We start from the raw sequence: 25,027 nt of genomic DNA, 5'->3' as shown, positions 1-25,027 counted from the left end.
AAACTTGCCTGGATAAAACTGAAGGTTGCGACGTTGATCGCGTTCCTCTTTCTCTAGACCGCAGAATCGCCCGACGCAACAATGAGAGCGATTCGACCACATCGAGCTGTCTTAACCCCAGTGCTTGGTAAAACAGGTCAAAACAAAATGTGGACGGCAGTGGCAGTCATGACGAGAACATTATCAGAACAAAATTGATTTCTATATTAATTTCAGTCACATAATGCTATTGCAAAATGAGAACAAAACAGATACAAATAAGTTCACAAACAGGAACATCCGGACTTCATGCATATCACAGGGGTAGTGTAACATGGCTCAGAATTCTTTGCGGTTGGTTGAGGGTAATTCGGTGGATAAAACTAAAGCGCTTGATGCGGCATTGTCGCAGATTGAAAGATCCTTTGGTAAGGGGTCGATTATGCGGCTGGGGCGCAACGAGCAGGTCGTTGAGATTGAAACTGTGCCTACCGGTTCATTGTCGCTCGACATTGCGCTCGGTGTTGGCGGTCTTCCCAAGGGACGTATCGTAGAAATTTATGGACCGGAAAGTTCTGGTAAGACGACGCTCGCACTGCATACAATTGCAGAAGCGCAGAAGAAGGGCGGGATTTGCGCTTTTGTCGATGCGGAACACGCGCTTGATCCAGTCTATGCACGCAAGCTCGGCGTTGATCTGGAGAATTTGCTGATCTCCCAGCCCGATACGGGGGAGCAGGCGCTTGAAATCACCGATACACTGGTTCGTTCTGGCGCAATCGATGTTTTGGTTATCGACTCTGTTGCTGCACTGACACCACGTGCCGAAATTGAAGGCGAAATGGGCGATAGCCTGCCAGGCTTGCAGGCTCGGTTGATGAGTCAGGCACTGCGTAAGCTGACAGCTTCGATTTCGCGTTCCAACTGCATGGTCATTTTCATCAACCAGATCCGCATGAAGATCGGCGTGATGTTTGGCTCGCCCGAAACAACGACAGGCGGCAATGCGCTTAAATTCTACGCTTCGGTTCGCCTTGATATTCGGCGCATCGGTTCGCTGAAAGAGCGTGATGAAGTCGTGGGCAATCAGACTCGTGTAAAAGTGGTCAAGAACAAGCTTGCTCCGCCCTTCAAGCAGGTTGAATTCGATATCATGTATGGTGAAGGTGTTTCGAAGACGGGTGAACTTGTCGATCTTGGTGTCAAGGCTGGTCTGGTCGAAAAGTCTGGATCCTGGTTCTCCTATAATTCGCAGCGCCTTGGTCAGGGCCGAGACAATGCCAAATTGTTCTTGAAGGAAAATCCCGATCTGGCCAATGAGATCGAACTTGCAATCCGCCAGAATGCAGGATTGATCTCCGAGCAGATGCTGGACAAGGGTCCGAATGATATTGAGGATGATGACAATTTGGATGCTGCTGAAGGCTAAGCCAATAAACAGCGTTATTTGATAGTTGCAAAAACCCGCACACCTTCACGGTTGCGGGTTTTTTGTAATCCATTGCCGCGGGAAGAGGGATTTTCTGGACAGCGGCAGAACGCATCGCTACAAGCGTTTCGTTCTATCCCTTCATTTTGGGGAAGTAGTGAATCCGCATTGGATATACAGGATCAGAGGCTGAGAATTATGAGTGGCGTCAACGAGATACGGTCGACATTTCTGAATTATTTTAAGAAGAACGGCCATGAGATTGTCGCGTCGAGCCCGCTTGTGCCCCGCAATGATCCGACGCTGATGTTTACCAATGCCGGAATGGTCCAGTTCAAGAATGTTTTCACAGGTGTTGAGCAGCGCCCCTATAACCGCGCGACGACTTCGCAAAAATGCGTGCGAGCAGGCGGCAAGCATAATGATCTGGACAATGTCGGCTATACTGCCCGTCATCATACCTTCTTCGAAATGCTGGGCAATTTTTCCTTTGGCGATTACTTCAAGGAAGAAGCGATTTCTCTCGCCTGGAATTTGATCACCAAGGAGTTTGGCCTGGACAAGGACAAATTGCTTGTGACCGTCTATCATACGGACGACGCTGCTGCGGAATACTGGAAAAAAATCGCAGGCCTTTCGGATGACCGGATCATTCGCATTGCGACCAGTGATAATTTCTGGGCCATGGGCGATACCGGACCTTGTGGGCCTTGCTCTGAAATATTCTACGATCACGGCGAGGATATTTGGGGCGGTCCTCCCGGTAGCGCAAATGAGGACGGAGATCGCTTTATCGAGATCTGGAATCTGGTCTTCATGCAGTTCGAACAATTGACCAAGGAAGAGCGGATAGAGCTGCCACGTCCCTCTATTGATACCGGAATGGGGCTTGAACGCCTTGCTGCCGTGCTTCAGAACGAGCATGACAATTATGATATTGATCTGTTTCGTGCGCTGATCCGGGCATCGGAAGATGCAACCGGCGTAAAAGCCGAAGGTAAGTTTCGCGCCAGTCATCGTGTGATCGCTGATCATCTGCGCTCGGCAAGCTTCCTTATTGCCGATGGCGTGCTGCCATCTAACGAAGGCCGTGGTTATGTACTTCGTCGCATAATGCGTCGCGCCATGCGCCATGCGCAATTGCTCGGTGCCCGCGATCCGCTGATGTGGCGTTTGCTTCCGGCTTTGGTGCGGGAAATGGGACAGGCCTATCCAGAGCTTGTTCGCGCAGAGTCGTTGATCTCGGAAACGCTCAAATTAGAGGAAACACGCTTCCGCAAGACATTGGAGCGTGGTCTTGGACTTTTGGGCGATGCAACGGAATCTTTGGGTGAGGGCGACAGCCTGGATGGCGAAACCGCATTCAAGCTATATGACACTTTTGGCTTTCCGCTTGATTTGACGCAGGATGCTTTGCGTCAGCGCGGCATCAACGTCGATACCGATGGGTTCTCCGCTGCCATGGAGCGGCAGAAGGCTGAAGCGCGCGCGCATTGGTCAGGTTCCGGTGACGCTGCGACCGAAACTGTGTGGTTCTCGGTTCGAGACAAGGTGGGCTCGACGGAATTTCTCGGCTATGAGACGGAGAAAGCCGAAGGCGTTGTCACCGCATTGGTTCAAAACGGCAAAACGGTCGACAGTGCCGGCGAAGGGCAGTCCGTATCTGTTGTGGTCAATCAAACACCATTTTATGGCGAGTCCGGCGGTCAGCAGGGCGATACGGGCTTAATTACCGGTGAAGGCTTCAGCATCGCCATCAGCGATACGCAGAAGAAAAATGATGGCGTGTTCGTTCATATTGGCACAGTCACCAAGGGCACAGTAAAAGTAGATGCGGCGGTTGAGCTTGTCGTGGATAGCGCTCGTCGCAACCGCATTCGCTCCAACCACTCGGCAACGCATTTATTGCATGAGGCTTTGCGCGAAACATTAGGAACCCATGTGGCGCAGAAGGGATCACTTGTTGCGCCTGATCGCCTGCGTTTCGACTTCTCACATCCCAAGCCGATTTCCGACAAGGAACTTGCGGCCATTGAAGATCTTGCCAATGAAATTGTTTTGCAGAACGCACCCGTTTCGACGCGGCTGATGGCGGTTGATGATGCAATTGCCGAAGGCGCAATGGCATTGTTCGGAGAAAAATACGGAGACGAGGTGCGTGTCGTTTCGATGGGCACTGCGCTTCACGGAGAAAAGGCCGGAAAAAGTTATTCCACAGAGCTTTGCGGCGGCACGCATGTGCGCGCAACGGGCGATATTGGTCTTATTCGCGTTGTTTCTGAAAGCGCGGTGGCAGCGGGTGTTCGTCGCATGGAAGCGTTGACGGGCGAAGCTGCCCGCCGTTATCTCGAAGAGCAGGATGACCGGGTAAAGGCAATTGCGGGCGCACTCAAATCATCGCCCGCCGACGCATTGTCTCGTGTAACGGCACTCATCGACGAACGGCGCAAGCTTGAACGCGAACTTACCGAAGCGCGCAAACAGCTCGCTTTGGGAGGCGCAGCATCTGGCGGTGCCAAGTCTGAAACCATCAATGGCGTGGGCTTCCTTGGTAAAGTGGTCTCCGGGGTCAATCCACGCGACCTCAAGCCATTGGCAGATGATGCCAAGAAAACAGTTGGCTCTGGCATTGTCGCTTTCGTTGGCGTCTCGGACGATGGAAAGGCAAGTGCTGTGGTTGGCGTTACCGACGATTTGCTCGGGAAGTACAGCGCTGTCGAACTCGTCCGCATTGCATCTGCGGCGCTGGGCGGTGCTGGCGGGGGCGGTCGCCCGGACATGGCGCAGGCCGGCGGTCCCGATGGGGCAAAGGCGGAAGAGGCAGTCTCTGCGGTTCGTCAAGCTTTGCTGAATTAATTTTCGTACTCCTACCCGAGCGTAAGTCGGGTAGGAGTACACTTTTTAATTGTTATTGGGCATATATTGGTCATTAGACTTATTGTTTATTGCGTGTTTTGAGTTTTTATTTAAACTCTGTAAGTGCATTGAAATACTTTATATTTCTTATTGATCTTATTGAATTGTATATTTTACAGTCACACGCAAAATTTGTATTTTCTTTTAAATATTTAGGGAATTCCGTGAAGAGAATACTTGGTTTATTGTTTATTTCGATTTCTCTGAGTTCTTGTTTAACTCCACCAAGTGTTGTGAACGATGTTCATATGAACGACAAGACGGCATATGGTTCGATTGCCACGGCTTACTATGCAGTATTCTCTTTCTTGCAAGTTCAACCATTCTATTCGACGACGGCCGGTTACGGCTTCAAAACTGTCTATGCGGCTTTTGACAGGGTTAATTTCGAGGAAGCCTGGAGTTTTGGAAAACGGCTTGAATTCACCAAAGGCACTTTCGAGAGGCAGCCATGTTTTCAGGCGCCGTGCATGGTCTTTTCGAATGGCATTGTGATCTTGACCGAAGCAGAGTTCCTGGAGGCGTCGTCCAATGGGTTTGCCTTTGAGCTCGTTGGCAAGTCGGGTAAGGTGGTTGGCAAGGTGAACCCACAGGCCTTTCGCGATGCTCTGAAACTCAAGAGTAAACTCGGTCCACCTGCCGCGCCATCTGTAAGCTCTTCAGCAGAACAGGTTGTGGCCGGGCAGGAGGGCGATCAATAGCATTACCATTAAGATCGCTCGTATAGACCTGCATTTGCACAATCATGCCTTGGGCAAGGTCAACGCTGGCGCTGAAAATCGGTTTGCGGTCAAGGCGACCATGCATCTGCAATTCGGGAACGCGCTTGTGCACTGATTTGTGAATCATCTTTGAACCAATGCCGCCGGGAACTGTCTATGTCCGGCAACATTGTGTGAGCTCATTAAAATGGCGCTTATCAAACAGCCAATTGGTTTTTGATAAGCGTTCCCAAGCGGGCCATACCCGTATCAATGGCTTCGGCATTTGGCAGGGAGTAGTTCAGTCTGATTGTGTTCTTGCCGCTGCCATCGGCAAAGAATGCGGATCCGGGCACGAAAGCCACCTGGATTTCTTTTATCGATTTTGCCAGCAGATCCGCACCGTCCATATGTTCGGGTAGCGTCATCCACACAAACATTCCGCCTTCCGGTTTTGTCCAGGTAACACCCTCTGGCATGTAATTTTGTAAGGCTTGCAACATGTGATCGCGGCGCAGCCTGTAGCTATCGCAGGCCTTGCTGACCTGTTGGTCGAAATGCCGCTCAGCCACATGGTGAATAACCATCTGGTTGATTGTCGGGCTGTGCAAATCGGCAGCCTGTTTAATCAGGACCAGCTTGGAGATGATGGGCTTTGCCGCACAAACCCAGCCCACTCGAAGGCCGGGCGTCAGGGTTTTTGAGAAACTGCCGGAGTAAATAACCCGCGTCTTGTCAATGTCTCCCTCGCGCTCAATATCGAGAGCAAGCATGGAAGGGGCGTTCTCGCCGTTGAACCGCAGTGACCGGTAAGCGGCATCTTCGATGAGGGGAATATCGAGCTCATGGGCAAGCTCGATCAGCTTGGCACGCTCGCTGCGTCCGATTGTTTCGCCAGTCGGATTGGAAAAATCAGCGGTAAGATAGGCGAGTTTTACCTGCCCGCCGGCTTTCTCTGCGCTCTGCATATAAGCTGCCGGGGTCGTATTGCCGCCTTCCGGTGTCAGACGATCATAACGTGGCTCATAGGCATTGAATGCCTGAAGTGCTCCGAGATAGGTGGGCCAGGTGGTAAGTATCGTATCGCCCGGCGAAATAAACAGCTTGCCGAGATAGTCGAGCGCCTGCTGAGAACCCGTGGTAATGATGATATTGTCTATCGTGCATTCAACACCGAGCGATGCCATATGGCCAACGAGCCACTCACGCAGTGGCTTATAACCCTCGCTGACCGAATATTGCAGTGCTGCGCCAGCATTTTCACTCAGAATCGCGTTGTAAGCTTCCTGAATCGCATCTTTCGGAAACAGCGCCGGATCAGGTATGCCGCCGGCAAAAGAGATAATGCCGGGCTGATCCAGGAGCTTGAGCAGTTCGCGAACTTCGGAAGCACGCATATTATCGATGCGCGTTGAATATCGGTCGTTGCGATTGCTCATTTCTTCCTCCGCAATTTTGCAGGCACTCGACTGCAAAATAGATAATATGTCAACAATGCTGTCGTATATTTATTGCTTTGGAGCAAAAAAGACCGCATTTACTAAAAAAGCCCCGTCACAGTGTGAACGGGGCTTTTGAATTCAAGTGGTTTTATCAGGCAGCCATAGCTTTTGTAAGATTTTCGCTGATCTTGTCGAGGAAGCCTGTTGTTGAGAGCCAAGGCTGATCAGGGCCGATCAAAAGCGCCAGATCCTTGGTCATGAAGCCCGATTCAACGGTGTCGACACAGACTTTTTCAAGCGTGCTTGCGAAACGATCAAGCTCAGCATTGCCATCAAGCTTGGCACGATGTGCCAGACCGCGGGTCCATGCAAAAATCGACGCGATGGAGTTTGTCGATGTTTCCTGTCCCTTCTGGTGCTGGCGATAGTGACGGGTAACCGTGCCATGAGCAGCTTCTGCTTCCACTGTCTGGCCATCTGGGGTCATCAGAACGGAAGTCATCAGACCAAGTGAGCCAAAGCCTTGCGCAACGATGTCAGACTGAACGTCGCCATCATAGTTCTTGCAAGCCCATACGTAGCCGCCAGACCATTTCAGTGCCGAAGCAACCATGTCATCGATCAGGCGATGCTCATAGCCGATCTTCTTTTCTGCAAACTTTTCCTTGAACTCCGTATCGAAGACTTCCTGGAAAATGTCCTTGAAGCGGCCGTCATAGGCTTTGAGAATTGTATTCTTAGTCGACAGATAGCAAGGAACGCCGCGATTATATGCGTAGTTCAATGATGCACGCGCAAAATCGCGAATTGAGTCGTCAAGATTGTACATGGCCATGGCTACACCAGCGCTTGGTGCGTCATAGACATCGTGCTCAATGGTCTGGCCATCTTCGCCGACGAACTTGATCGACAACTTGCCCTTGCCGGGGAACTTGAAATCTGTCGCGCGGTACTGATCACCAAAGGCATGACGGCCAACTATGATTGGCTGTGTCCAGCCTGGAACCAGACGGGGAACGTTTTTGGCGATGATAGGCTCGCGGAAAATAACGCCGCCAAGAATATTGCGGATGGTGCCGTTAGGCGACTTCCACATCTTCTTCAGGCCAAATTCTTCAACGCGCTGTTCGTCAGGCGTAATGGTGGCGCACTTTACGCCCACACCATATTGCTTGATAGCGTTTGCAGCGTCGATCGTTACCTGATCATCCGTTGCATCGCGGTGTTCCATGCCCAGATCATAATATTTCAAATCAATATCGAGGTAAGGATGAATCAGCTTTTCCTTGATATATTGCCAGATGATGCGAGTCATCTCATCGCCGTCGAGCTCGACAACCGGATTTGCAACCTTGATCTTTGCCATGAATATTGGGCCTCTTTTTTGCCGGGTTTGGGATGCCGGCTTTGGTTTGATTGAGGGTTCGCGCCCCTATAGCATTGGAAAACAGTTACGCAAAGACGCTCGCACATGGTTTCGCGCAAACAGTTGGATTGCATCACAACGCCATGCTTGTTTTTTGATGCCCAAAGGTCGCCGCAACGCTTTTAATGGCGCAAAATCCTTCTCCAGCAGTCAAAATAAGATTTTTGGGGTTTTGTGTAAAAAAAACGCGAGCTATTACGGCGCAATCAAAGCAAGGATTGAAAATGGCCGGAACTGACAGACAGCGCACCCTTATTGCGGAAGGCCCGGCAATTATTCTGGTAGAGCCGCAATTGCCGGAAAATATCGGCATGGTGGCGCGGGCAATGGCAAATTTTGGACTGGCCGAGTTGAGATTGGTCAAGCCGCGCGAAACCTTCCCAAATGAGAAGGCGCGTTCGGCTGCCAGTCGTGCCGATCATATTATCGATAATGCAAAGGTTTTTGATGATCTGGCTTCGGCGATCAAGGATTTGCATTTTGTCTATGCGACCACGGCTCGCGAACGTGACGCTTTCAAGCAGGTGCGTGGTCCTGTTGAAGCTGGACAGATATTGCGGCAACGTTTCAACAATAAAGAAAAAACCGGAATTCTGTTTGGTCGCGAACGTTTCGGCCTCAACAATGACGAAATCAGCCTCGCTGATGAACTTGTGACCTTTCCCGTCAATCCGGCTTTTTCTTCGTTGAATATCGCGCAGGCAGTGCTCCTCATGTCTTACGAGTGGATGAAATCAGGACTTGCAAAGGAAACCGATACGGCCTTTCGCGGCCCGGAACTTGAGCCTGCTCCGAAAGAGCAATTGCAAGGATTTTTCAACCATCTTGAAGATGCGCTTCAAGCTCGCGGTTACTTCCGTCCCATGGCGCGTAAGGAGATTATGGTCAATAATCTGCGCGGAGTACTGACGCGAGCTGGTTTTTCCGAGTCAGAATTAAGACTGCTACGCGGCGTTGTTGTTTCGCTGGATTACTTCAGTCCAAAGACCCCGCGCGGTTCCGGCGCGCCCGAGGGGCGCAAGCGCGAAAAGTCCATGCCGCCAGAAAATGACATGCAAACTTTGGACAGGGATTCATCAAGCGATGAATAATACGGCCAGCGACAGACCAATTATTGCTTTTGACAGTGGTATTGGAGGTCTTACAGTCCTGCGCGAGGCGAGGGTGCTCATTCCAGATCGCCGCTTTGTCTATATCGCCGATGATGCCGGTTTTCCTTATGGCGATTGGGAAGAAGAGGCTTTGAAGCAGCGTATCATCGGCCTTTTCGATGGTTTCATCAAAACCTATGATCCTGAAATAGTGATCATTCCTTGCAATACGGCATCGACACTCGTGCTGGATGATTTGCGTAAAGCATTTCCAGCAGTGCCGTTTGTGGGCACAGTTCCCGCGATCAAACCAGCAGCCGAACGAACGTCTTCAGGTCTGATCAGCGTTCTGGCAACGCCGGGCACTGTGAAACGCGCCTATACGCGTGATCTCATCCAGTCTTTTGCCACAAAATGCCACGTGAGGCTTGTCGGCAGTCAAACACTCGCCCGAATGGCTGAAATGCACATGCGTGGCGATAAGCTGGATGATGCAGCACTGCTGGATGAAATTATGCCGTGCTTCTACGAGAAGGACGGCAAGCGTACGGATATCGTGGTGTTGGCTTGCACCCACTATCCGCTACTGGTCAATGTATTTCGCCGCCTTGCTCCCTGGCCCGTGGATTGGCTTGATCCAGCTGAAGCCATAGCAAGGCGGGCATTATCCTTGCTCAAGCCCAATGTCGACGGTGTGGAGCCGGAACATGGTGACGATATCGCCGTGTTCACCTCGGGCTTGCCGGACTTTCCAACGCGGCGTCTGTTGCAGGGTTTTGGACTAAATCCGGTCTAGCTCAGCCAAGCCGACCAAGCTCTTTGCGGATGACCGGCGCTACCTTCGTACCGTAAAGCTCAATCGCTTTGAGCGTGTTCTTATGCGGCAAGCTGCCAAGATCAATCTGCAACATGAAGCGATCATGTTTGAAGTAATTATACTGCAGCATGATCTTGTCGATGATCTCTTGCGGAGAACCAACCAAGAGGGCGCCCCGAGGCGTGCGTCCAGCTTCATATTGCGCGCGATTGCTTGGCGGCCAGCCACGTTCGCGGCCGATTTTATTCATGACAACTTCGTAAGATGGCCAGTATCCATCAGCGGCTTCTTGCGACGTATCAGCCACATAGCCATGCGAGTTGATACTAACCTTGAGCGTCTCCGGGGAATGTCCAGCTTTGCTTCCCGATTCACGATAGAGTTCAACCAAAGGCGCGAAGCGATGCGGCTCGCCGCCGATGATCGCAACGGCAAGCGGCAGTCCCAGCGTGCCGGCTCTGACAACCGATTCCGGCGTTCCACCGACAGCAATCCATACGGGCAAGGGATTTTGCACCGGGCGGGGATATACAGCGATGTTATCCAATGGTGCCCGCAATTTGCCGTGCCATGTCACACGCGTGCTTTCGCGTAGTTTCAGCAATAGATCGAGTTTTTCTGTGAAAAGCTCATCATAATCGCGAAGATCATATCCGAATAAAGGGAAAGACTCGATGAAGGAGCCGCGTCCGGCCATGATCTCAGCGCGGCCAGACGAAATCAGATCAAGTGTGGCATATTCCTGGAACACCCGTACCGGGTCTTCTGAACTCAGAACGGTAACGGCGCTGGTAAGGCGAATATTCTTGGTGCGGGCAGCGCCAGCGGCGAGCGCTACTGCAGGCGTAGAGATAACAAAATCAGGGCGGTGATGCTCTCCAATACCAAATACATCCAGCCCAACCTGATCCGCCAGTTCCATCTCTTCAATGAGATTCTGCATCCTTTGATGAGCATCAATCGCAACACCGGTTGTTGGGTCCGGGCTCATACCCGCAAATGTATAAATGCCAAGTTCCATGATTGTGCTCTTCGTTTTCAAACTAGACTGTAGGTAAGCTTGTCGACTCGCATTGTGAAGAACGCACATTTCAGTGTCCGAGGCACCAAAAAGTGACCGTTCAATTTGCAGCCGAAACGTGATTTACGTGGAATGCCCGGCTGAACATGCCACCGTGACAAGATTCGCAGTGACTAATTCGTGTTCATTTGTCAGATATATGCAAAAGCAAAAGGATGGTGACGCATATGAGCTGGTCAGTAATATTTGCCTTCGTGATCACTGCCACGCTTTTGGTCACGTCACCCGGACCCAACGGCATGTTGATTGCCAAGACGGTTCCGACCTCTGGCCGCGCAGCCGGATTTGCCAATATTGCGGGATTCTTTACCGCATTTTACATACATGGCGCTTTGTCAATTCTGGGTATTTCCATCATTGTCATGAAATCCGCAACGGCATTTATGATCGTCAAATATATTGGCGTGGCTTATTTGTGCTGGATCGGAATTAAGGCGCTGATGGCTGCCTTCAAGGGTGTTGAAACTGCACCCAGGATCGCCCCCGCAAAGCGTCAGCGTACTCTTTTGAAGGCGTTCTTCGAGGGGTTGCTGACGAATGGCCTGAATCCCAAAGTATCAATGTTTTATCTTGCGGTTTTCCCGCAATTCATTCCTTTGAATGCTCATCCCGTAGCATCGGCTTTTCTGCTCGTTTTCCTGCATTCCATGATCAATATTGTCTGGTTCGGCTCGATTGTGTTTCTTTTTTCAAAGCTGACGGCCTTCACACGGCAAGGAAAATTCCAGCGCTGGCTCAAGGGGGTGACAGGCGTTGTTTTCATCGGGTTTGGGCTGAAACTGGCTACTTACCGGCCAGCTATCTAAAACTGCTCCGCACAACTCAGAGTACAGAGCAGCTTTGGTTTTGTGTTAGTTGAGCCTTGTCAATACCTCATCAAATTGTTCGAGCGCCCAATCCACCTGATCGCGCTTGATAACTAAAGGCGGGGCAATGCGGATTGTGTCGCCATGGGTATCCTTGGCAAGAATGCCACGCTCTTTCAGCTCATAGCAGAAGCGGTTTGCGCCACCGGCTTCAGGATGCAATTCGACGGCCAGCATCAACCCACGGCCACGGACTTCCCGCACGATGTTGCTACGAATGCCCTTTAGCTGTTCAAGGAAGTACTGACCTTCGACCCGGGAATTCTCGATCATGCCTTCTTCTGTAAGGACGCGGAGCGCTGCTCTGGCAATTGCGCAGGCAAGCGGGTTTCCGCCAAACGTGCTGCCATGCTGACCAGGCTTTAGAACGCCAAGCACGTCGGTATTGGAAAGAACGGCAGAAACCGGATAAAAACCGCCGGAAAGCGCTTTTCCTATTAACGTTACGTCGGCTTCGATGCCTTCATGTTCTTCAGCAAGTAGCGCGCCTGTCCGGCCAAGCCCTGTCTGGATTTCATCAAGAATAAGCGTCACATTATTGCTGGTGCAAAGCTCGCGCACTTTAGTGAAATAGCCTTGGGGTGGAATGATAACGCCAGCTTCGCCCTGAATGGGTTCAACAAGGAAGGCAACAGTATTAGGGGTCAAGGCGGCGCTGAACGCATCGATGTCGCCAAAGGGAACCACCTTGAAGCCGGGAGCAAATGGTCCGAAGTTTTCTCGCGCTGAAGGATCTGTGCTGAAGCCAACAATTCCCATGGTCCGGCCATGAAAATTATCGGAACAGACGATGATTTCCGCACTGTTTTCCGGAACGCCTTTTACTTCATAACCCCATTTGCGAACGGCCTTGATCGCTGTTTCGACAGCTTCCGCGCCGCTGTTCATGGGTAGAATTTTATGGGAGCCGGTCAGTGCCGCCAGTTCTTCATAAAACAAGGCAAGCTGATCATTGCGAAAGGCGCGGGAGGTCAGCGTCAACTTGCTGGCCTGCTCAGTCATGGCCTTTAGAATTTTGGGATGGCAATGCCCCTGATTGACCGCTGAATAGGCAGACAGGCAATCTAGATAGCGATTGCCTTCAATATCCCACACATGGACACCTTCACCGCGCTCCAGCACTACGTCGAGGGGTTTGTAGTTATGTGCCCCAAGACGGGATTCGGTAGAAATGAGATCGGCGGCTGTGTGCAGCAAAATATCCTCCTATTGCCATATTCAAGCATTGATGGCGGTTGTGCCCTGATCAACGCGATTTGGTTTTCCGAAAACTGAGCGGCCAAAAAGGCTGGCCACGAGATCGACGAGCAACAAAGCGCTCTTGCCCCGCTCGTCCAGAAAAGGGTTCAGCTCGACAACATCGAGCGAGCAGACGACCCCTGAATCATGCAGCATTTCCATGACGAGATGTGCTTCACGATAGGTCGCGCCGCCGGGCACTGTGGTGCCAACACCGGGTGCAATGGACGGGTCAATAAAATCGACGTCAAAGCTGACATGGAGAACGCCATTTGCCTTTTGCACGCGTTCGAGAATTCGGCGCAGGAGCGGTGCAACGCCGAACTCATCGATCTGGCGCATATCAACGACATCAATACCCCGTTCGCGCAGAAGCACGCGCTCGGTGCTGTCAATTGAGCGGATGCCAAAAAGGTGGAGGTTTTCCGGTTTGACGAAACCATGCGGTTCATCGCCGAAAACGCCTTCGAGGCCGGGTTCCCGGCACAAAAGAGCCAAAGGCATGCCATGCATGTTGCCGGATGGCGAAGTGGCAGGCGTATTGAAATCAGAATGCGCATCAAGCCAAAGCACGAAGAGTTCACGATTCTGCTCTTCACAATAGCGCGCAATGCCGCCGACCGATCCGATGGAAAGACTATGATCGCCACCAAGAATAATCGGAAAAGAGCCTGATTTCATTGCGTTATAGGTTTCGATCGCCAGCATGCGCGACCATGCGGCGATTTCTTCAATATGATGGGCAAGACCTTTAACCGGCGGGACATTGGGCAATATTTCAGGAAGGTGCAGGTCGCCGCGATCTTCCGCAGCATGGCCGAGTTCTTCAAGTGTACGCACAAGCCCTGCCGTGCGCAAAGCGGCCGGTCCCATCAATGCGCCAAGCCGACCTGCGCCCTCTTCAATAGGGGCGCCGATAATGGTCAGGTTTTGCTTTTGAGTATCATCAAAATTGCCGTGCATATTCATGAATCGTCGCCATTTCGCAGATTGTCGTTTCCTGATGTTCGCATTTTTTAATGGTGACAAAAAGCCAGCATCTTGATAGAAATGCGCAACATAATGAGCAGTTTGCTTAATAATATTGATCGGTTTGATAGGTATGGATGACATTGATCGTCGGCTTTTGTCATTGATGAGAGATGATTGCCGCCTGCCGGTTTCATCGATGGCTACAATCCTGGGCATATCGCGCGCCACCGTGCGCACTCGTATCGACAAAATGACCAATGATGGCACTATTCAGGGCTTCACAATCACCTTGAAAGCTGGCGCTGGTGTCTATGGAGTACGGGCCATCGCCATGATCGAAGTTGCCGGGCAGGGTGGCGAGAAGGTTATTCGCCGCCTTCAGGGTTTCCCGGAAATCCGGGCCATGCATACCACCAATGGGCGCTGGGATATTGTTGCTGAGATTGAGGTCGAGACCCTTGAGGCTTTTGACAAAACGTTGCGTGATATTCGCCACATTGACGGAATCACCTCAACAGAGACAAGTATCCTTTTGTCTACGCGTAAAAGCTAAGCGATTATAATGTTTGCACCAGCATTATGCGTGGTTCGATGGCTTCGCCATAAGAAAGTGGTTTGACTGCATTATAAAACAGCTCTTAGGAACTGTCTTAAAATCAACTCACCTTCCTCATGGTTAGCCCCGTCGAACCTCGCACAATGTTACTGTAAAAATATCTAATGTCCGGCGCTGATACTCTCGGGAGAGCCATTTGCATATTCGTGAAATTCCATGGCTGGAGCCTGTTGATGTTGCCGAACGTTTGCGGGCGCTCGGAGGATTGAGCTTTCTCGACAGTGCGATGCGTCACGAATCCCTCGGACGGTACTCCTACGTGGCCGCTGATCCGTTCGGTCAGCTGATCGCCGATCAGGGCAGTGTAAGATGGAATAATGAGCCGGTGAGTATGCCCGCACGGGACGCTATTTCACATTGTCTCGAATTATATCGCACGGAGGGACAACCCGGATTGCCGCCATTCCAGGGAGGCGCGATAGGCTATTTCTCTTATGAATTCGGGCGCTTGCTTGAGCGATTGCCAAAGCCAGAAGTGCCAGAACAAGGGACAATGCCGGATGCCATATGGAATTTTTATGATGTCGTTCTGGCCTTCGATCACACAGAACAAAAAGTTTGGCTGATTTCAACCGGGTTTCCGGAACTGGAAAAAAGTGTTCGTGCAGAGCGCGCTGCGGAGAGGGCAGGACTGTTTTTAGACCAACTCACCAGATCGGAAAGTGGCGTTGCCGGACGAAAGCCAGCCATTCCCCGTACGGAGTGGAACTCCAATTTTGACCGTGAAAGCTATATGCAGGCGGTGAGCCGGGTCGTGGAATATATTCTCGATGGAGATATTTTTCAGGCGAACATTGCCCAGTGTTTCAGCGCAAACATTCCCGAAAATTATGCGCCATGGCTATTCTACAAGCAATTGCGCCAGAAAAATGCTGCAACTTTCGCTGCTTTTCTCGATCATGGTGACATCATTATTGCGTCAAGTTCACCCGAGCGGTTTCTCGCTGTCACTGGAAGCCACGTCGAGACACGGCCGATCAAAGGCACAATGCCGCGATCTTCCGATCCTGTGAAGGATAAGCAACTTGCCGACATGCTTCTTGGATCTGAAAAGGATCGCGCTGAGAATCTGATGATTGTCGATCTGATGCGCAATGATCTGTCGCGCGTTTGTCGTCCACACTCGGTTCTGACGCCAGTGCTTTGCGGTCTGGAAACCTATGCCAGCGTTCATCATCTGGTTTCGGTGGTGACTGGCGAGTTGGCCAAAAACACATCATTGATGGATCTGATCGCTGCATCATTCCCCGGAGGATCAATAACCGGCGCTCCAAAGTTGCGGGCAATGGAGATCATTACCGAGATCGAGCGGCAGGCGCGGGGCATTTATTGCGGTTCGATAGGCTATATGGGTTTCAATGGTAATTGCGACAGCAATATCGGGATCCGAACCGTGTTGTTTCAGGGCGGCAAGGCTATTTTTCAAGCTGGCGGCGGGATAACAGCGCTGTCGGATCCGGCAGCCGAGTATCAGGAAACCCTTGATAAAGCCGCTCGCATCTTCAGCGTTTTTGAAGAGGATGCGCCGTGATCCTGATCATCGATAATTACGATTCTTTTGTTTTTACCGTTGCACGCTATTTCGCAGAGCTTGGCACGATCCCGAAAGTGGTTCGAAACGACGCCATATCAGCTGAAGCAGTAAAGCACCTCGCTCCAGAGGCCATTATCCTTTCACCGGGACCATGCGGACCGCGCCAGGCCGGGCAGTCGCTGGCAATTATCGAACAGCTGAGCGGGGAAATTCCTATACTCGGCATATGTCTTGGCCATCAATGTATTGGAGAAGTGTTTGGCGGCAGCGTTGTGCGGGCACGCGAACCAATGCATGGTCGCTCGTCGGCAATCCAGCATGACGGCACGGGTGTTTTCAAGGGCCTGCCGAGCCCCCTTAAAGCGGGACGCTATCATTCATTGATCGTGGAGTACGAACCGCAAGCGGGTCCATTATTGATTAATGCGCGTTCCAGCTCGGGTGAAATCATGGGGCTGACCCATGCAAGCCACCCAACCCATGGCGTTCAGTTCCATCCGGAATCCGTATTGACCGAGTATGGTCATGCCATGCTCGGGAATTTTTTGCGGCTTGCACGGCAGTTCAATCGCGAACAAATAAAGGTGTAAATTAGCGCGCGCCGCAATTTTCGCCTCTTTGTTCGATATTCCTGTTGGACGTTTCGCCTATCCTCGCTACACACACAATATGACGTCCGCCGATCGTGGGCGGTCTTGTTACAATCGCCTTTTACAAAGCAAATGAGCAGGAGACAGATCATGCTGCGCAAGACCGATTTCTATATTGATGGAAAATGGATAGCTCCAATTGTCGCCAAAGAGCTTGAAGTGATCAACCCGGCTGACGAGCAAGCATTTGCCACGATCTCTCTTGGTTCTGCCGCTGATGTGGACAAAGCAGTTATCGCTGCCCGCAATGCCTTCACCACGTGGAGTATCAGCACCCGCGAGGATCGCCTCGCTTGGCTGGAACGCCTGATCGCCATTTACGAATCGCGCCTCTCCGATATGGCCAGGGCAATATCGTCTGAGATGGGTGCACCCATGACCATGGCGCTCGAAGAACAGGCGGCTTCAGGAATGGGGCACCTCAAGGCCTTTCAGCGCGCGCTGAGGAATTTCGAATTCGAACGCCCGCTTGATGCACACAACAAGAATGTACGTATCGCCTATGAGGCAATTGGCGTTTGCGGCCTCATTACACCTTGGAACTGGCCGATGAATCAGGTGGTGCTGAAAGTCGTTCCTGCGATTGCTGCGGGCTGCACAGTCATTCTGAAGCCATCTGAAGTTGCACCAATGTCCTCCATGCTCTTTGCGGAAATTATTGACGCTTCTGACTTGCCCGCAGGTGTTTTCAACCTCGTCAATGGCGATGGGCCGACTGTGGGCGAAGCTATGTCACGTCATCCAGGCATTGATATGATGTCCTTTACCGGTTCTACGCGCGCTGGCATTGCTGTCACCAAAGCTGCTGCCGATACGGTCAAGCGGGTTTCGCTGGAACTTGGTGGCAAATCACCAAACATTGTTTTCGCTGACACGGATGTTGAAGCAGCGGTAAAGCGCGGCGTTGCCCATGTGTTCAATAATACCGGACAATCCTGCAACGCGCCGACACGCATGCTCGTCGAACGTTCTGTCTATGACAAGGCAACAGAAGTTGCCGCACAAACGGCCAAAGCGACCAAGGTTGGCGATCCTTCGCAGGAAGGTGACCATATGGGCCCCTTGGTTTCCGAACTTCAGTTCAACAAGGTGCAGGGTCTGATAGAACAGGGCATCAAGGAAGGCGCGCGGCTCATTGCCGGCGGAACCGGACGTCCCGAGGGTTTCAATCGTGGCTACTATGTCCGCCCGACCGTTTTTGCTGACGTGAACAACGGCATGACCATTGCTCGCGAAGAAATATTCGGTCCGGTTCTGACGATGATACCCTTTGATACAGAAGAGGAGGCTGTCGAAATCGCCAATGACACGCCCTATGGCCTTGCCGCCTATGTTCAGTCCGGTAATGTTGAGCGCATCAAACGCGTATCGAAGCAGCTTCGTGCAGGCATGGTGCGTATCAATGGCGCGAGCCATGCGGCAGATGCACCTTTCGGTGGCTATAAGCAGTCAGGTATCGGCCGCGAAGGCGGTCATTGGGGCCTTGAAGACTTCCTGGAAGTGAAGGCCATAAGCGGTTGGGAAGACAGCACCGCTTGAGCCTGTATTGCCTGAACGACGATTGATGCCAGCAGACGGGTGCGGACAGAATGGATGAAACAGAACGCCTGAGCAATGCCGCGCCTGACGTTGAGGACGTGGACATCTATGGCGAAGATGGCGCTGTGCGCTCGTCTTATCTCGCTCGCGTCGGCGCGGCTATTGCCGATCGCGATGTGCTGTTTCTGCGTTCGCATGTTGGCAAGCTGCATCAATCCGAGTTGGGTCATGTTCTTGAAGCCTTGCAGTCAGAACAGCGGCGCGCATTGGTTGAATTGCTTGGCGATGAGTTCGACTTTGCATCGCTCACCGAGGTGGACGAGGCTGTCCGCCTCGAAATCGTCGATGCAATGCCAAACAGGCAGATTGCCGAGGCCGTTCAGGACCTCGATTCCGACGATGCCGTCTACATTCTTGAAGATCTCGATCAGGAAGACCGCGACGAGATTCTGGCGCAATTGCCATTTACCGAGCGAGTGCGCCTCCGGCGTTCACTGGGTTATCCGGAAGAGACGGCTGGCCGCCGCATGCAGACCGAGTTTGTGGCTGTGCCGCCGTTCTGGACGGTGGGGCAGACCATCGACTATATGCGCGAGAATGATGATCTGCCGGAATCCTTTTCGCAGATATTTGTCATTGATCCGATGTTTCGGCTGCTGGGCGCCATTGATCTTGATCGCATCTTGCGCACGCGCCGCGATACGAAGATCGAAGATATCATGCACGAAACACGGCATGCGATCCCGGCAACGATGGACCAGGAAGAAGCTGCGCAAATTTTCGAGCAATATGATCTGCTATCTGCCGCTGTTGTCGACGAAAATGAGCGTCTGGTCGGTGTTCTGACAATTGAAAACATCGTTGACGTTATTCAAGAAGAGGCCGAGGAAGATATTATGCGCCTCGGCGGCGTCGGCGACGAAGAGCTTTCCGACTCGATCCTTTCCACCTCGCGCTCGCGTACGCCGTGGCTTGTGGTCAATCTGTTCACGGCATTTCTATCGGCATCTGTCATTGGGCTTTTCGACGGCACGATCCAGCAGATGGTCGCGCTTGCCGTGCTCATGCCGATTGTTGCCTCCATGGGCGGCAATGCAGGCACGCAGACGATGACTGTTACAGTGCGCGCGCTGGCGACACGTGACATGGATATCTATAATGCTGGCCGTATCATAAGACGTGAAGCATCCGTGGGACTGATCAACGGCGTCATCTTTGCAATACTGATAGGTCTGGTCGCGGCTTTCTGGTTCAGCAGCGTCAATCTTGGCGGCATCATCGCTTGCGCGATGATAATCAACATGCTGGCGGCCGCGCTTGGCGGAATCCTCATTCCGCTGCTCCTCCACCGGTTCGGCGCAGATCCGGCGATTGCCTCAGCGGTATTCGTGACAACAATCACCGATGTGGTTGGCTTTTCGTCATTTCTCGGCCTTGCAACATGGTGGTTTGGCTTCAAATAAAAGTTGTTATGCACCAAAGTTTTCAACCGAGTACAATCGTTCAATTGACTTTTACGTAAATTCGTGACCACTACATTCAATCGGTTAAAGAGAGAATGATCTGTGTCTGCTATCCGCGAATATTATTCAATTACAGAATTGACACGGGAGTTCGGTGTTTCAACCCGGACATTGCGCTTTTATGAAGATGAAGGCCTGATCCATCCTGTGCGGCGCGGGCGCACACGCTTATTCCGTCCCTCTGATCGGCATCTGCTAAAGCAGATTCTTCGTGGCAAGCGCCTGGGTTTCTCGATCTCCGAGATTCAGGAAATCATCCAGATGTACAAGGCGCCCCCCGGTGAGCTTGGACAGATTCATCTTATGATGAAGCGCGTGGAAGAAAAACGCAGTGAGCTGCGCCAGAAGCGCCGGGATATCGAAGAAACCTTGGCAGAACTAGATCAGGTGGAAGAGGGCTGCATTGAGCGGCTCGCTGAGCTGGGCGTTAATACCTGAAGTCTCACTGACCGGTTTCGTTAAGACAAATCTGCTGGATTTCCTGCATTTGCGGATCGGTTTGCGGATTTCGCTTTCCCGATAGTGCGTCAGCGAATATTCCGTCTGCCTGAAATCTACCCACGACACATCCGCAGAAGTTTTCGCAAAGGGCCTTGTCATAGGTCACTTCGCAGCTTTGCACACATTCACCCGCATAGCGGCTGGCAGGCAGGGATGGGGGGAAAATCTGCGAAATAACGTAGACAGAACCGATAAGCACAGGTTGATGAATCAGATAGAAGGCAAGGCTATGGCGACCGATAAAGCGCAGCCCTTTGTCCAGCCAAGCCGGTTTGATATTGCCCGCAAACAAGGTCAGCAAATTGAGATGCTGGAATGTTTTGGCGAGGGCCATCCCCACCAATACCGCTCCGAACCAGGGAAATATCGGTACAAAATCATTGGAGCGGATCGTAATTTCGGAAAGACCCAGCGGCCATAGCCACGGGGCATCAAAGGCCGATGATGCCAGAAAATGGGACGCGGCAACAACTCCAGCAGCGGCGAAAGCGATGATAAATGCTGGCAAGCGCAAGAAAAGCAGGCCAAGAAGGCTCGCAGCCGCAATTTGATGGAGTATACCAAAGAATACAAAGCTGTCCGGGGTAAATTGATAGGTGGCAATTGTAATTGCCAGCGCTGCGGCAACAATTTGCGCTAGTCGGATGCCGAAGGGTCGCCAGCGAATGCCGCGACTATGAGCCAGAACGAGACTGAAGCCGACAAGCACCAGAAATGTAGATGCAATACAGCGGGCATAGAGCTTCCACATACCATGTCCGGTTGTGCCGGGCTCCAAATAGCCGAAGGACTCAAAATCCCAACCGGTATGATATGTCGCCATCGCAATAAGAGCGATGCCGCGCAACACATCGAGTTTGCCAAGGCGTGCTTTTACCGGAGGATTTGAGACAGCGTTTTGGCTCATTTTATGGAATCTCGTAGCTAAAGTTTGCCGCAAGCTATTGGAGCTGGCGCTTAAAATCCATGACGTTTAAGCAATCCCATCACGGATTGTGAAAAATCCATCGAAAGTTGCATGTTATGTCGCCTAATTGACTGCTATCGATGGATTCTCGTTCGATGCTTCCTGCAGCGTTCGAATCAAGCTTCAAAGTCCCATCGTGATAAATCAAGTTCGTCATCCCATCTGGATCAACACGGCCAAGCGTCCAACAGCGCGGGTATTTGCCATCCTTTTCGGCATCGAATCGATGGCCCGTGCGATCATTACTAGTGTGGTGCCGATCCAGACCTATGATCTTTTGCAAAGCGAACGCAGCGTCAGCATTCTTTATACCTGTATGTCTTTGCTCGGGCTTATTTCAACCTTATCGATCCCGCTGCTGATCGTGCGCATTCCACGGCGATGGGTGTACACAGCTGGTTCAGTTTCCCTGATGCTGGGATGCGTCGCATTTGCGCTTGATACAATATCAGGACAGGCAATTGGACTGTTCCTTCGAACCTTCGGGGCAGGAACGCTTTCGATAACGCTCAGCCTTTACATTATGGACCATATCAAGAAAGGCGAACTTGTCCGGGCCGAGTCCGTACGTATGGCAACTGCGACGCTCGCCTGGACGGCCGGGCCTTTTTTGGGTGTTTTTCTTTACACCCGCATCGGGATGATCGCTCCATTTTTGTTATCGATCGGTTTTTCCATTCTTTTGCTGACGCTGTTCTGGTATTTCCGGCTTAGCGATAACCCGGCCTTGCAAAAGGGCCCCAGCCGTCCGGCAAACCCCATTGCAAATGTGCGCCGGTTTGTCGTTCAGCCGAGGTTGCGACTGGCTTGGCTCATTGCCTTTTCCCGCTCTTGTTATTGGAGCACTTTCTTCGTCTACGGCCCGATCCTCATGGTAGCGACGGGGCAGGGATCGCTCGCCGGCGGGCTGCTCGTATCTTTAGGCAATCTGTTTCTTCTTGGTTCCATTCTGTGGGGCAAAATCGGAATGGCGCAGGGTTTAACGCGAACAATATCCGGCATATTCATCCTATTGGCTATTGCCCTGATCGGTGCGGGAATTGCTGGCGAAAGTTTTCCGATGATTGCAGCACTCATGCTGCTTTCCGGTTCATTTTTCTGTGTCGCGCTCGATACATTGGCATCCACGACATTCATTCGGGCTGTACACCCGCATGAACGAGCCCAAATGACCGCAGTATATCGGACTTATCTCGATTTTTCCGAAATACTGCCCGCCTTCTTTTACTCGATCATCCTGACATTCTTCAGCTTCGGCTCGATCTTTATCGCATTGGCAGCGTTGATGCTGTTCACAGCCATATTCGTCTGGCGATATCTGCCACGCCGTCTATAGGCCCGTCTGGGCATTGCGGATGAGAACGTCGCGCGCTTTTGAGAAGAACTGCCGGCGTAAAAGCACGAAGGCAACCAGTGTTGTCGTGACCATGAACAGCGCCGGGTGAAGAAACCAGCCTAAATATCCTATCGAGAAGAATATGCCGCGAAGGCCGCTGTTAAAATGCTGCCCGGCCTGAATGTTTATCCCGGCGGCGCGATTGATTCCGGCAACCACCTGCGGATCATCGGGACCTCTATCGCGGGCCATAGGCACACTGCCGATCAATATGGAGCAATAATTAAACAGCCGGTACGACCAGGCAAATTTAAAGAACGCATAGGCGAACAGGATGAGCAAACCAAGTATCTTTGTCTCAAACAGCTGTTGCGTTGTTTCGCTGATGAATGGCAGTTCGTGAAACAGGGTCAGAACGCGACCCGAAGAGTTGAGAAGGCCGAAACAGCCGCCGATTGCCAGGATCGAAGTTGAGGCAAAGAATCCTGTGCCTTGCTGCAACCCGATCATGATGCTGGTATCGATCATGCGCAGCTCGCGCGTGGCCATTGTCGTCATCCACTGGCTTCGTGCGTGATTCATCTCGGATGTCAGGGATTTTCTGCCACCAAAGCCATTGGCCGTGGTGTGCGAATAAAGCGCCCAGACGGCGAAAAAATACACTAGCGCCACAACATCGAGCCAATAGGACATATTCGGATTCGTCATTGTTCCATCACCCTTGGGGTCGGACCCCAGGATGTGCAGGCTCCGAGAATGGGGTACTATTCAACCTTTATTCGGGCAGTTCTGTTTCGTGTCAATAATTGCTGACACAAATAGCTATTGGACTTTCGTCTCACACACCCTATGTCGTATAAATGCAAGGCTAGGTCGGTGGCTGGCTGCGCCTTTCCTCGCCGACCAGCCATTATCGAATATTCCGGATTCCACCTTTTGAGGTTGCTTGATGTTCCTGTCGGTTTTCGATCTGTACAAAATCGGCATTGGTCCTTCGAGTTCCCACACGATGGGACCGATGACTGCCGGTGGACAATTTCTTGATGAATTGAAGAATGGCCAGTGGCCGCGCCCTACGGGTGTGAAAGTCCACAGGCTGCGTGTGCATCTGCATGGATCCTTGGCCTTTACTGGTATCGGGCATGCTACGGACCGGGCGGTGATTCTGGGTTTATGCGGGCTTTTGCCGGCAACTGTTGATCCAAACGAGATGGATGCCCTGCTTGAGAAAGTTAAGCAGACAAAGACGCTCGCACCAGAAGGTCATCCCATCTATCGCTTTGATCCGGCTATGGATCTCATCATGGATCGTCGCACCGCGCTTCCCGGCCATGCCAATGGCATGGCTTTCGAGGCTTATGATGTTGATGACAGATTATTGCTCCGCCGGATTTTCTACTCAATCGGCGGCGGTTTCGTTGTAACCGAAGAAGAATTGGAATCAGCGAAGACACGCACGGTACCCAAAGCAGATCATTCGGTGCCGTTTCCTTTTAAAAATGCCGCGCAGATGATGAGCATGGCAAAGGAAAGCGGCCTTTCCATCGCTGAAATGAAGCGGCGCAACGAAGAAATGTTCATGAGCCGCGCTGATTTGGATGCTGGTCTTGATCGCATCTGGTCGGCCATGCGCTCATGTATTGATCGCGGCTTGGAGCAGGAAGGCATTATGCCGGGTGGCCTCAAGGTCAAGCGCCGTGCCCGTTATCTGCATGATCGGCTTCAGGAAGAGTGGCGGCAAAATCGCATCAATCCCCTGCTGGCCAATGATTGGCTGTCAGTTTATGCGATGGCTGTGAATGAGGAGAATGCTGCCGGTGGCCGTGTTGTAACTGCCCCGACAAATGGCGCCGCTGGCGTTGTTCCGGCAGTTCTGCGCTATTATCTGCATTTCCACGAGGACGCGGATCAGGATGGCATTCGGGATTTTTTGCTGACATCGGCAGCCATTGGAGGGATCGTCAAAACCAATGCCTCCATTTCGGGCGCTGAGGTCGGTTGTCAGGGTGAGGTCGGCTCTGCATCAGCTATGGCCGCTGCCGGTTTGGCGGCTGTCCTTGGCGGAACGCCGGAGCAGATTGAAAATGCTGCCGAAATTGCCCTTGAGCATCATCTTGGCATGACTTGCGATCCTGTCGCTGGCCTTGTGCAGGTGCCCTGTATCGAGCGCAATGCGCTTGGCGCGGTGAAGGCGGTTACGGCGGCTTCATTGGCGGTTAAAGGCGACGGAACCCATTTTGTCCCGCTGGATGCCTGTATCGAAACCATGCGCCAGACAGGTATGGACATGAATGAGCGGTACAAGGAAACCAGCTTGGGTGGTCTGGCTGTCAATGTGGTGGAATGCTGATTCATTGCCGCTGTGGACGAAACGTTGCTTAAGGTTGACCGAACAACCCGGA

Annotated in this window: 22 protein-coding genes and 1 pseudogene; 15 read left to right on the top strand and 8 right to left on the bottom strand. The window is 52.0% G+C overall.

The window, feature by feature from the left end; genetic code table 11:
* The first annotated feature begins 313 nt into the window (after positions 1-313).
* The 3 genes from recA (at position 314) to ACTJI9_RS15940 (ending at position 5,025) form a co-directional block, all read left to right on the top strand.
* A complete protein-coding gene (gene recA, locus ACTJI9_RS15950; RefSeq protein ID WP_115052980.1) occupies positions 314-1,408 on the top strand; it encodes a recombinase RecA in 1,095 nt (364 codons plus the stop codon).
* A gap of 198 nt (positions 1,409-1,606) precedes the next feature.
* A complete protein-coding gene (gene alaS, locus ACTJI9_RS15945) occupies positions 1,607-4,264 on the top strand; it encodes an alanine--tRNA ligase (protein WP_440809243.1) in 2,658 nt (885 codons plus the stop codon).
* 308 nt (positions 4,265-4,572) lie between these two features.
* Positions 4,573-5,025 (top strand): hypothetical protein, encoded by a 453-nt coding sequence (locus ACTJI9_RS15940; RefSeq protein WP_337354712.1) that lies wholly within the window; start codon positions 4,573-4,575, stop codon positions 5,023-5,025.
* A 1-nt stretch (position 5,026) separates the two neighbouring features.
* Here the strand turns inward: ACTJI9_RS15940 and ACTJI9_RS15935 are convergent.
* From ACTJI9_RS15935 to ACTJI9_RS15925, 3 genes and pseudogenes are all read right to left on the bottom strand, one after another.
* A pseudogene (locus ACTJI9_RS15935) lies at positions 5,027-5,155 on the bottom strand (N-acetyl-gamma-glutamyl-phosphate reductase); the annotation flags it as partial.
* A gap of 88 nt (positions 5,156-5,243) precedes the next feature.
* Complete coding sequence (locus ACTJI9_RS15930) at positions 5,244-6,464, bottom strand: PLP-dependent aminotransferase family protein (protein ID WP_440809240.1); 1,221 nt, start codon at positions 6,462-6,464, stop codon at positions 5,244-5,246.
* 154 nt (positions 6,465-6,618) lie between these two features.
* The gene (locus ACTJI9_RS15925; RefSeq protein ID WP_307285273.1) at positions 6,619-7,833 is read right to left on the bottom strand and encodes an NADP-dependent isocitrate dehydrogenase; all 1,215 of its coding nucleotides are present in this window, start codon (positions 7,831-7,833) and stop codon (positions 6,619-6,621) included.
* Here ACTJI9_RS15925 and ACTJI9_RS15920 point away from each other — a divergent pair.
* The 3 genes from ACTJI9_RS15920 to murI are packed head-to-tail and all read left to right on the top strand — an operon-like array spanning position 7,832 to position 9,780.
* Positions 7,832-8,131 (top strand): hypothetical protein, encoded by a 300-nt coding sequence (locus tag ACTJI9_RS15920; protein ID WP_307285270.1) that lies wholly within the window; start codon positions 7,832-7,834, stop codon positions 8,129-8,131. The genes ACTJI9_RS15925 and ACTJI9_RS15920 overlap by 2 nt on opposite strands.
* Positions 8,118-8,984 carry a TrmJ/YjtD family RNA methyltransferase gene (locus ACTJI9_RS15915; RefSeq protein WP_115052986.1) on the top strand — a complete coding sequence of 289 codons (867 nt, stop codon included), beginning with the start codon at positions 8,118-8,120 and terminating at the stop codon, positions 8,982-8,984. The genes ACTJI9_RS15920 and ACTJI9_RS15915 overlap by 14 nt, the downstream gene beginning before the upstream one ends.
* On the top strand, positions 8,977-9,780 hold the full coding sequence (murI, locus tag ACTJI9_RS15910) for a glutamate racemase (RefSeq protein ID WP_115052987.1): 804 nt from the start codon (positions 8,977-8,979) through the stop codon (positions 9,778-9,780). Before ACTJI9_RS15915 ends, murI begins: the two co-directional genes overlap by 8 nt.
* 1 nt (position 9,781) lies before the next feature.
* Here the strand turns inward: murI and ACTJI9_RS15905 are convergent, their stop codons facing one another.
* Positions 9,782-10,822: an LLM class flavin-dependent oxidoreductase gene (locus tag ACTJI9_RS15905; protein WP_115052988.1), complete on the bottom strand. Its 1,041-nt coding sequence runs from the start codon at positions 10,820-10,822 to the stop codon at positions 9,782-9,784.
* 227 nt (positions 10,823-11,049) lie between these two features.
* Here ACTJI9_RS15905 and ACTJI9_RS15900 point away from each other — a divergent pair, with 227 nt between their 5' ends.
* Positions 11,050-11,688: a LysE family translocator gene (locus tag ACTJI9_RS15900; RefSeq protein WP_440809235.1), complete on the top strand. Its 639-nt coding sequence runs from the start codon at positions 11,050-11,052 to the stop codon at positions 11,686-11,688.
* 45 nt (positions 11,689-11,733) lie between these two features.
* Here ACTJI9_RS15900 and rocD read toward each other — a convergent pair whose 3' ends face one another.
* Positions 11,734-12,942: an ornithine--oxo-acid transaminase gene (gene rocD / locus ACTJI9_RS15895; RefSeq protein ID WP_307286544.1), complete on the bottom strand. Its 1,209-nt coding sequence runs from the start codon at positions 12,940-12,942 to the stop codon at positions 11,734-11,736.
* Between the two features lie 24 nt (positions 12,943-12,966).
* Positions 12,967-13,956, bottom strand: coding sequence for an arginase (gene rocF, locus ACTJI9_RS15890; RefSeq protein WP_440809233.1), 990 nt, complete (start codon positions 13,954-13,956; stop codon positions 12,967-12,969).
* A 133-nt stretch (positions 13,957-14,089) separates the two neighbouring features.
* On the opposite strand from rocF, the gene ACTJI9_RS15885 reads away from it, so the two are divergent.
* The 6 genes from ACTJI9_RS15885 (at position 14,090) to ACTJI9_RS15860 (ending at position 20,259) form a co-directional block, all read left to right on the top strand.
* The gene (locus tag ACTJI9_RS15885) at positions 14,090-14,512 is read left to right on the top strand and encodes an Lrp/AsnC family transcriptional regulator (protein ID WP_115052990.1); all 423 of its coding nucleotides are present in this window, start codon (positions 14,090-14,092) and stop codon (positions 14,510-14,512) included.
* A 199-nt stretch (positions 14,513-14,711) separates the two neighbouring features.
* Positions 14,712-16,106, top strand: a complete 1,395-nt coding sequence (gene pabB, locus ACTJI9_RS15880) for an aminodeoxychorismate synthase component I (RefSeq protein ID WP_440809230.1) — start codon at positions 14,712-14,714, stop codon at positions 16,104-16,106.
* The gene (locus tag ACTJI9_RS15875; RefSeq protein ID WP_337354719.1) at positions 16,103-16,699 is read left to right on the top strand and encodes an anthranilate synthase component II; all 597 of its coding nucleotides are present in this window, start codon (positions 16,103-16,105) and stop codon (positions 16,697-16,699) included. The genes pabB and ACTJI9_RS15875 overlap by 4 nt, the downstream gene beginning before the upstream one ends.
* A 150-nt stretch (positions 16,700-16,849) precedes the next feature.
* Positions 16,850-18,298: an aldehyde dehydrogenase family protein gene (locus tag ACTJI9_RS15870; protein ID WP_440809227.1), complete on the top strand. Its 1,449-nt coding sequence runs from the start codon at positions 16,850-16,852 to the stop codon at positions 18,296-18,298.
* A gap of 50 nt (positions 18,299-18,348) precedes the next feature.
* Positions 18,349-19,761, top strand: coding sequence for a magnesium transporter (gene mgtE / locus ACTJI9_RS15865; protein WP_336440056.1), 1,413 nt, complete (start codon positions 18,349-18,351; stop codon positions 19,759-19,761).
* Between the two features lie 111 nt (positions 19,762-19,872).
* The gene (locus ACTJI9_RS15860; protein ID WP_115053294.1) at positions 19,873-20,259 is read left to right on the top strand and encodes a MerR family transcriptional regulator; all 387 of its coding nucleotides are present in this window, start codon (positions 19,873-19,875) and stop codon (positions 20,257-20,259) included.
* Between the two features lie 4 nt (positions 20,260-20,263).
* Here the strand turns inward: ACTJI9_RS15860 and ACTJI9_RS15855 are convergent, their stop codons facing one another.
* Complete coding sequence (locus ACTJI9_RS15855) at positions 20,264-21,229, bottom strand: DUF1624 domain-containing protein (protein ID WP_440809224.1); 966 nt, start codon at positions 21,227-21,229, stop codon at positions 20,264-20,266.
* 196 nt (positions 21,230-21,425) lie between these two features.
* Here ACTJI9_RS15855 and ACTJI9_RS15850 point away from each other — a divergent pair, with 196 nt between their 5' ends.
* Positions 21,426-22,625, top strand: coding sequence for an MFS transporter (locus ACTJI9_RS15850; RefSeq protein ID WP_115053295.1), 1,200 nt, complete (start codon positions 21,426-21,428; stop codon positions 22,623-22,625).
* Here the strand turns inward: ACTJI9_RS15850 and ACTJI9_RS15845 are convergent.
* A complete protein-coding gene (locus tag ACTJI9_RS15845) occupies positions 22,620-23,333 on the bottom strand; it encodes a DUF599 domain-containing protein (RefSeq protein ID WP_307285235.1) in 714 nt (237 codons plus the stop codon). The two genes, ACTJI9_RS15850 and ACTJI9_RS15845, sit on opposite strands and share 6 nt — an antisense overlap.
* 241 nt (positions 23,334-23,574) lie before the next feature.
* Here ACTJI9_RS15845 and ACTJI9_RS15840 point away from each other — a divergent pair, with 241 nt between their 5' ends.
* Positions 23,575-24,975: an L-serine ammonia-lyase gene (locus ACTJI9_RS15840; RefSeq protein ID WP_440809221.1), complete on the top strand. Its 1,401-nt coding sequence runs from the start codon at positions 23,575-23,577 to the stop codon at positions 24,973-24,975.
* The last annotated feature ends 52 nt before the right edge of the window (positions 24,976-25,027 follow it).

The sequence above is a fragment of the Phyllobacterium sp. 22552 genome (assembly GCF_052044585.1).
Classification (GTDB): Bacteria; Pseudomonadota; Alphaproteobacteria; order Rhizobiales; family Rhizobiaceae; genus Phyllobacterium; species Phyllobacterium ifriqiyense.
This window is presented reverse-complemented; position numbering and strand designations above follow the sequence as displayed.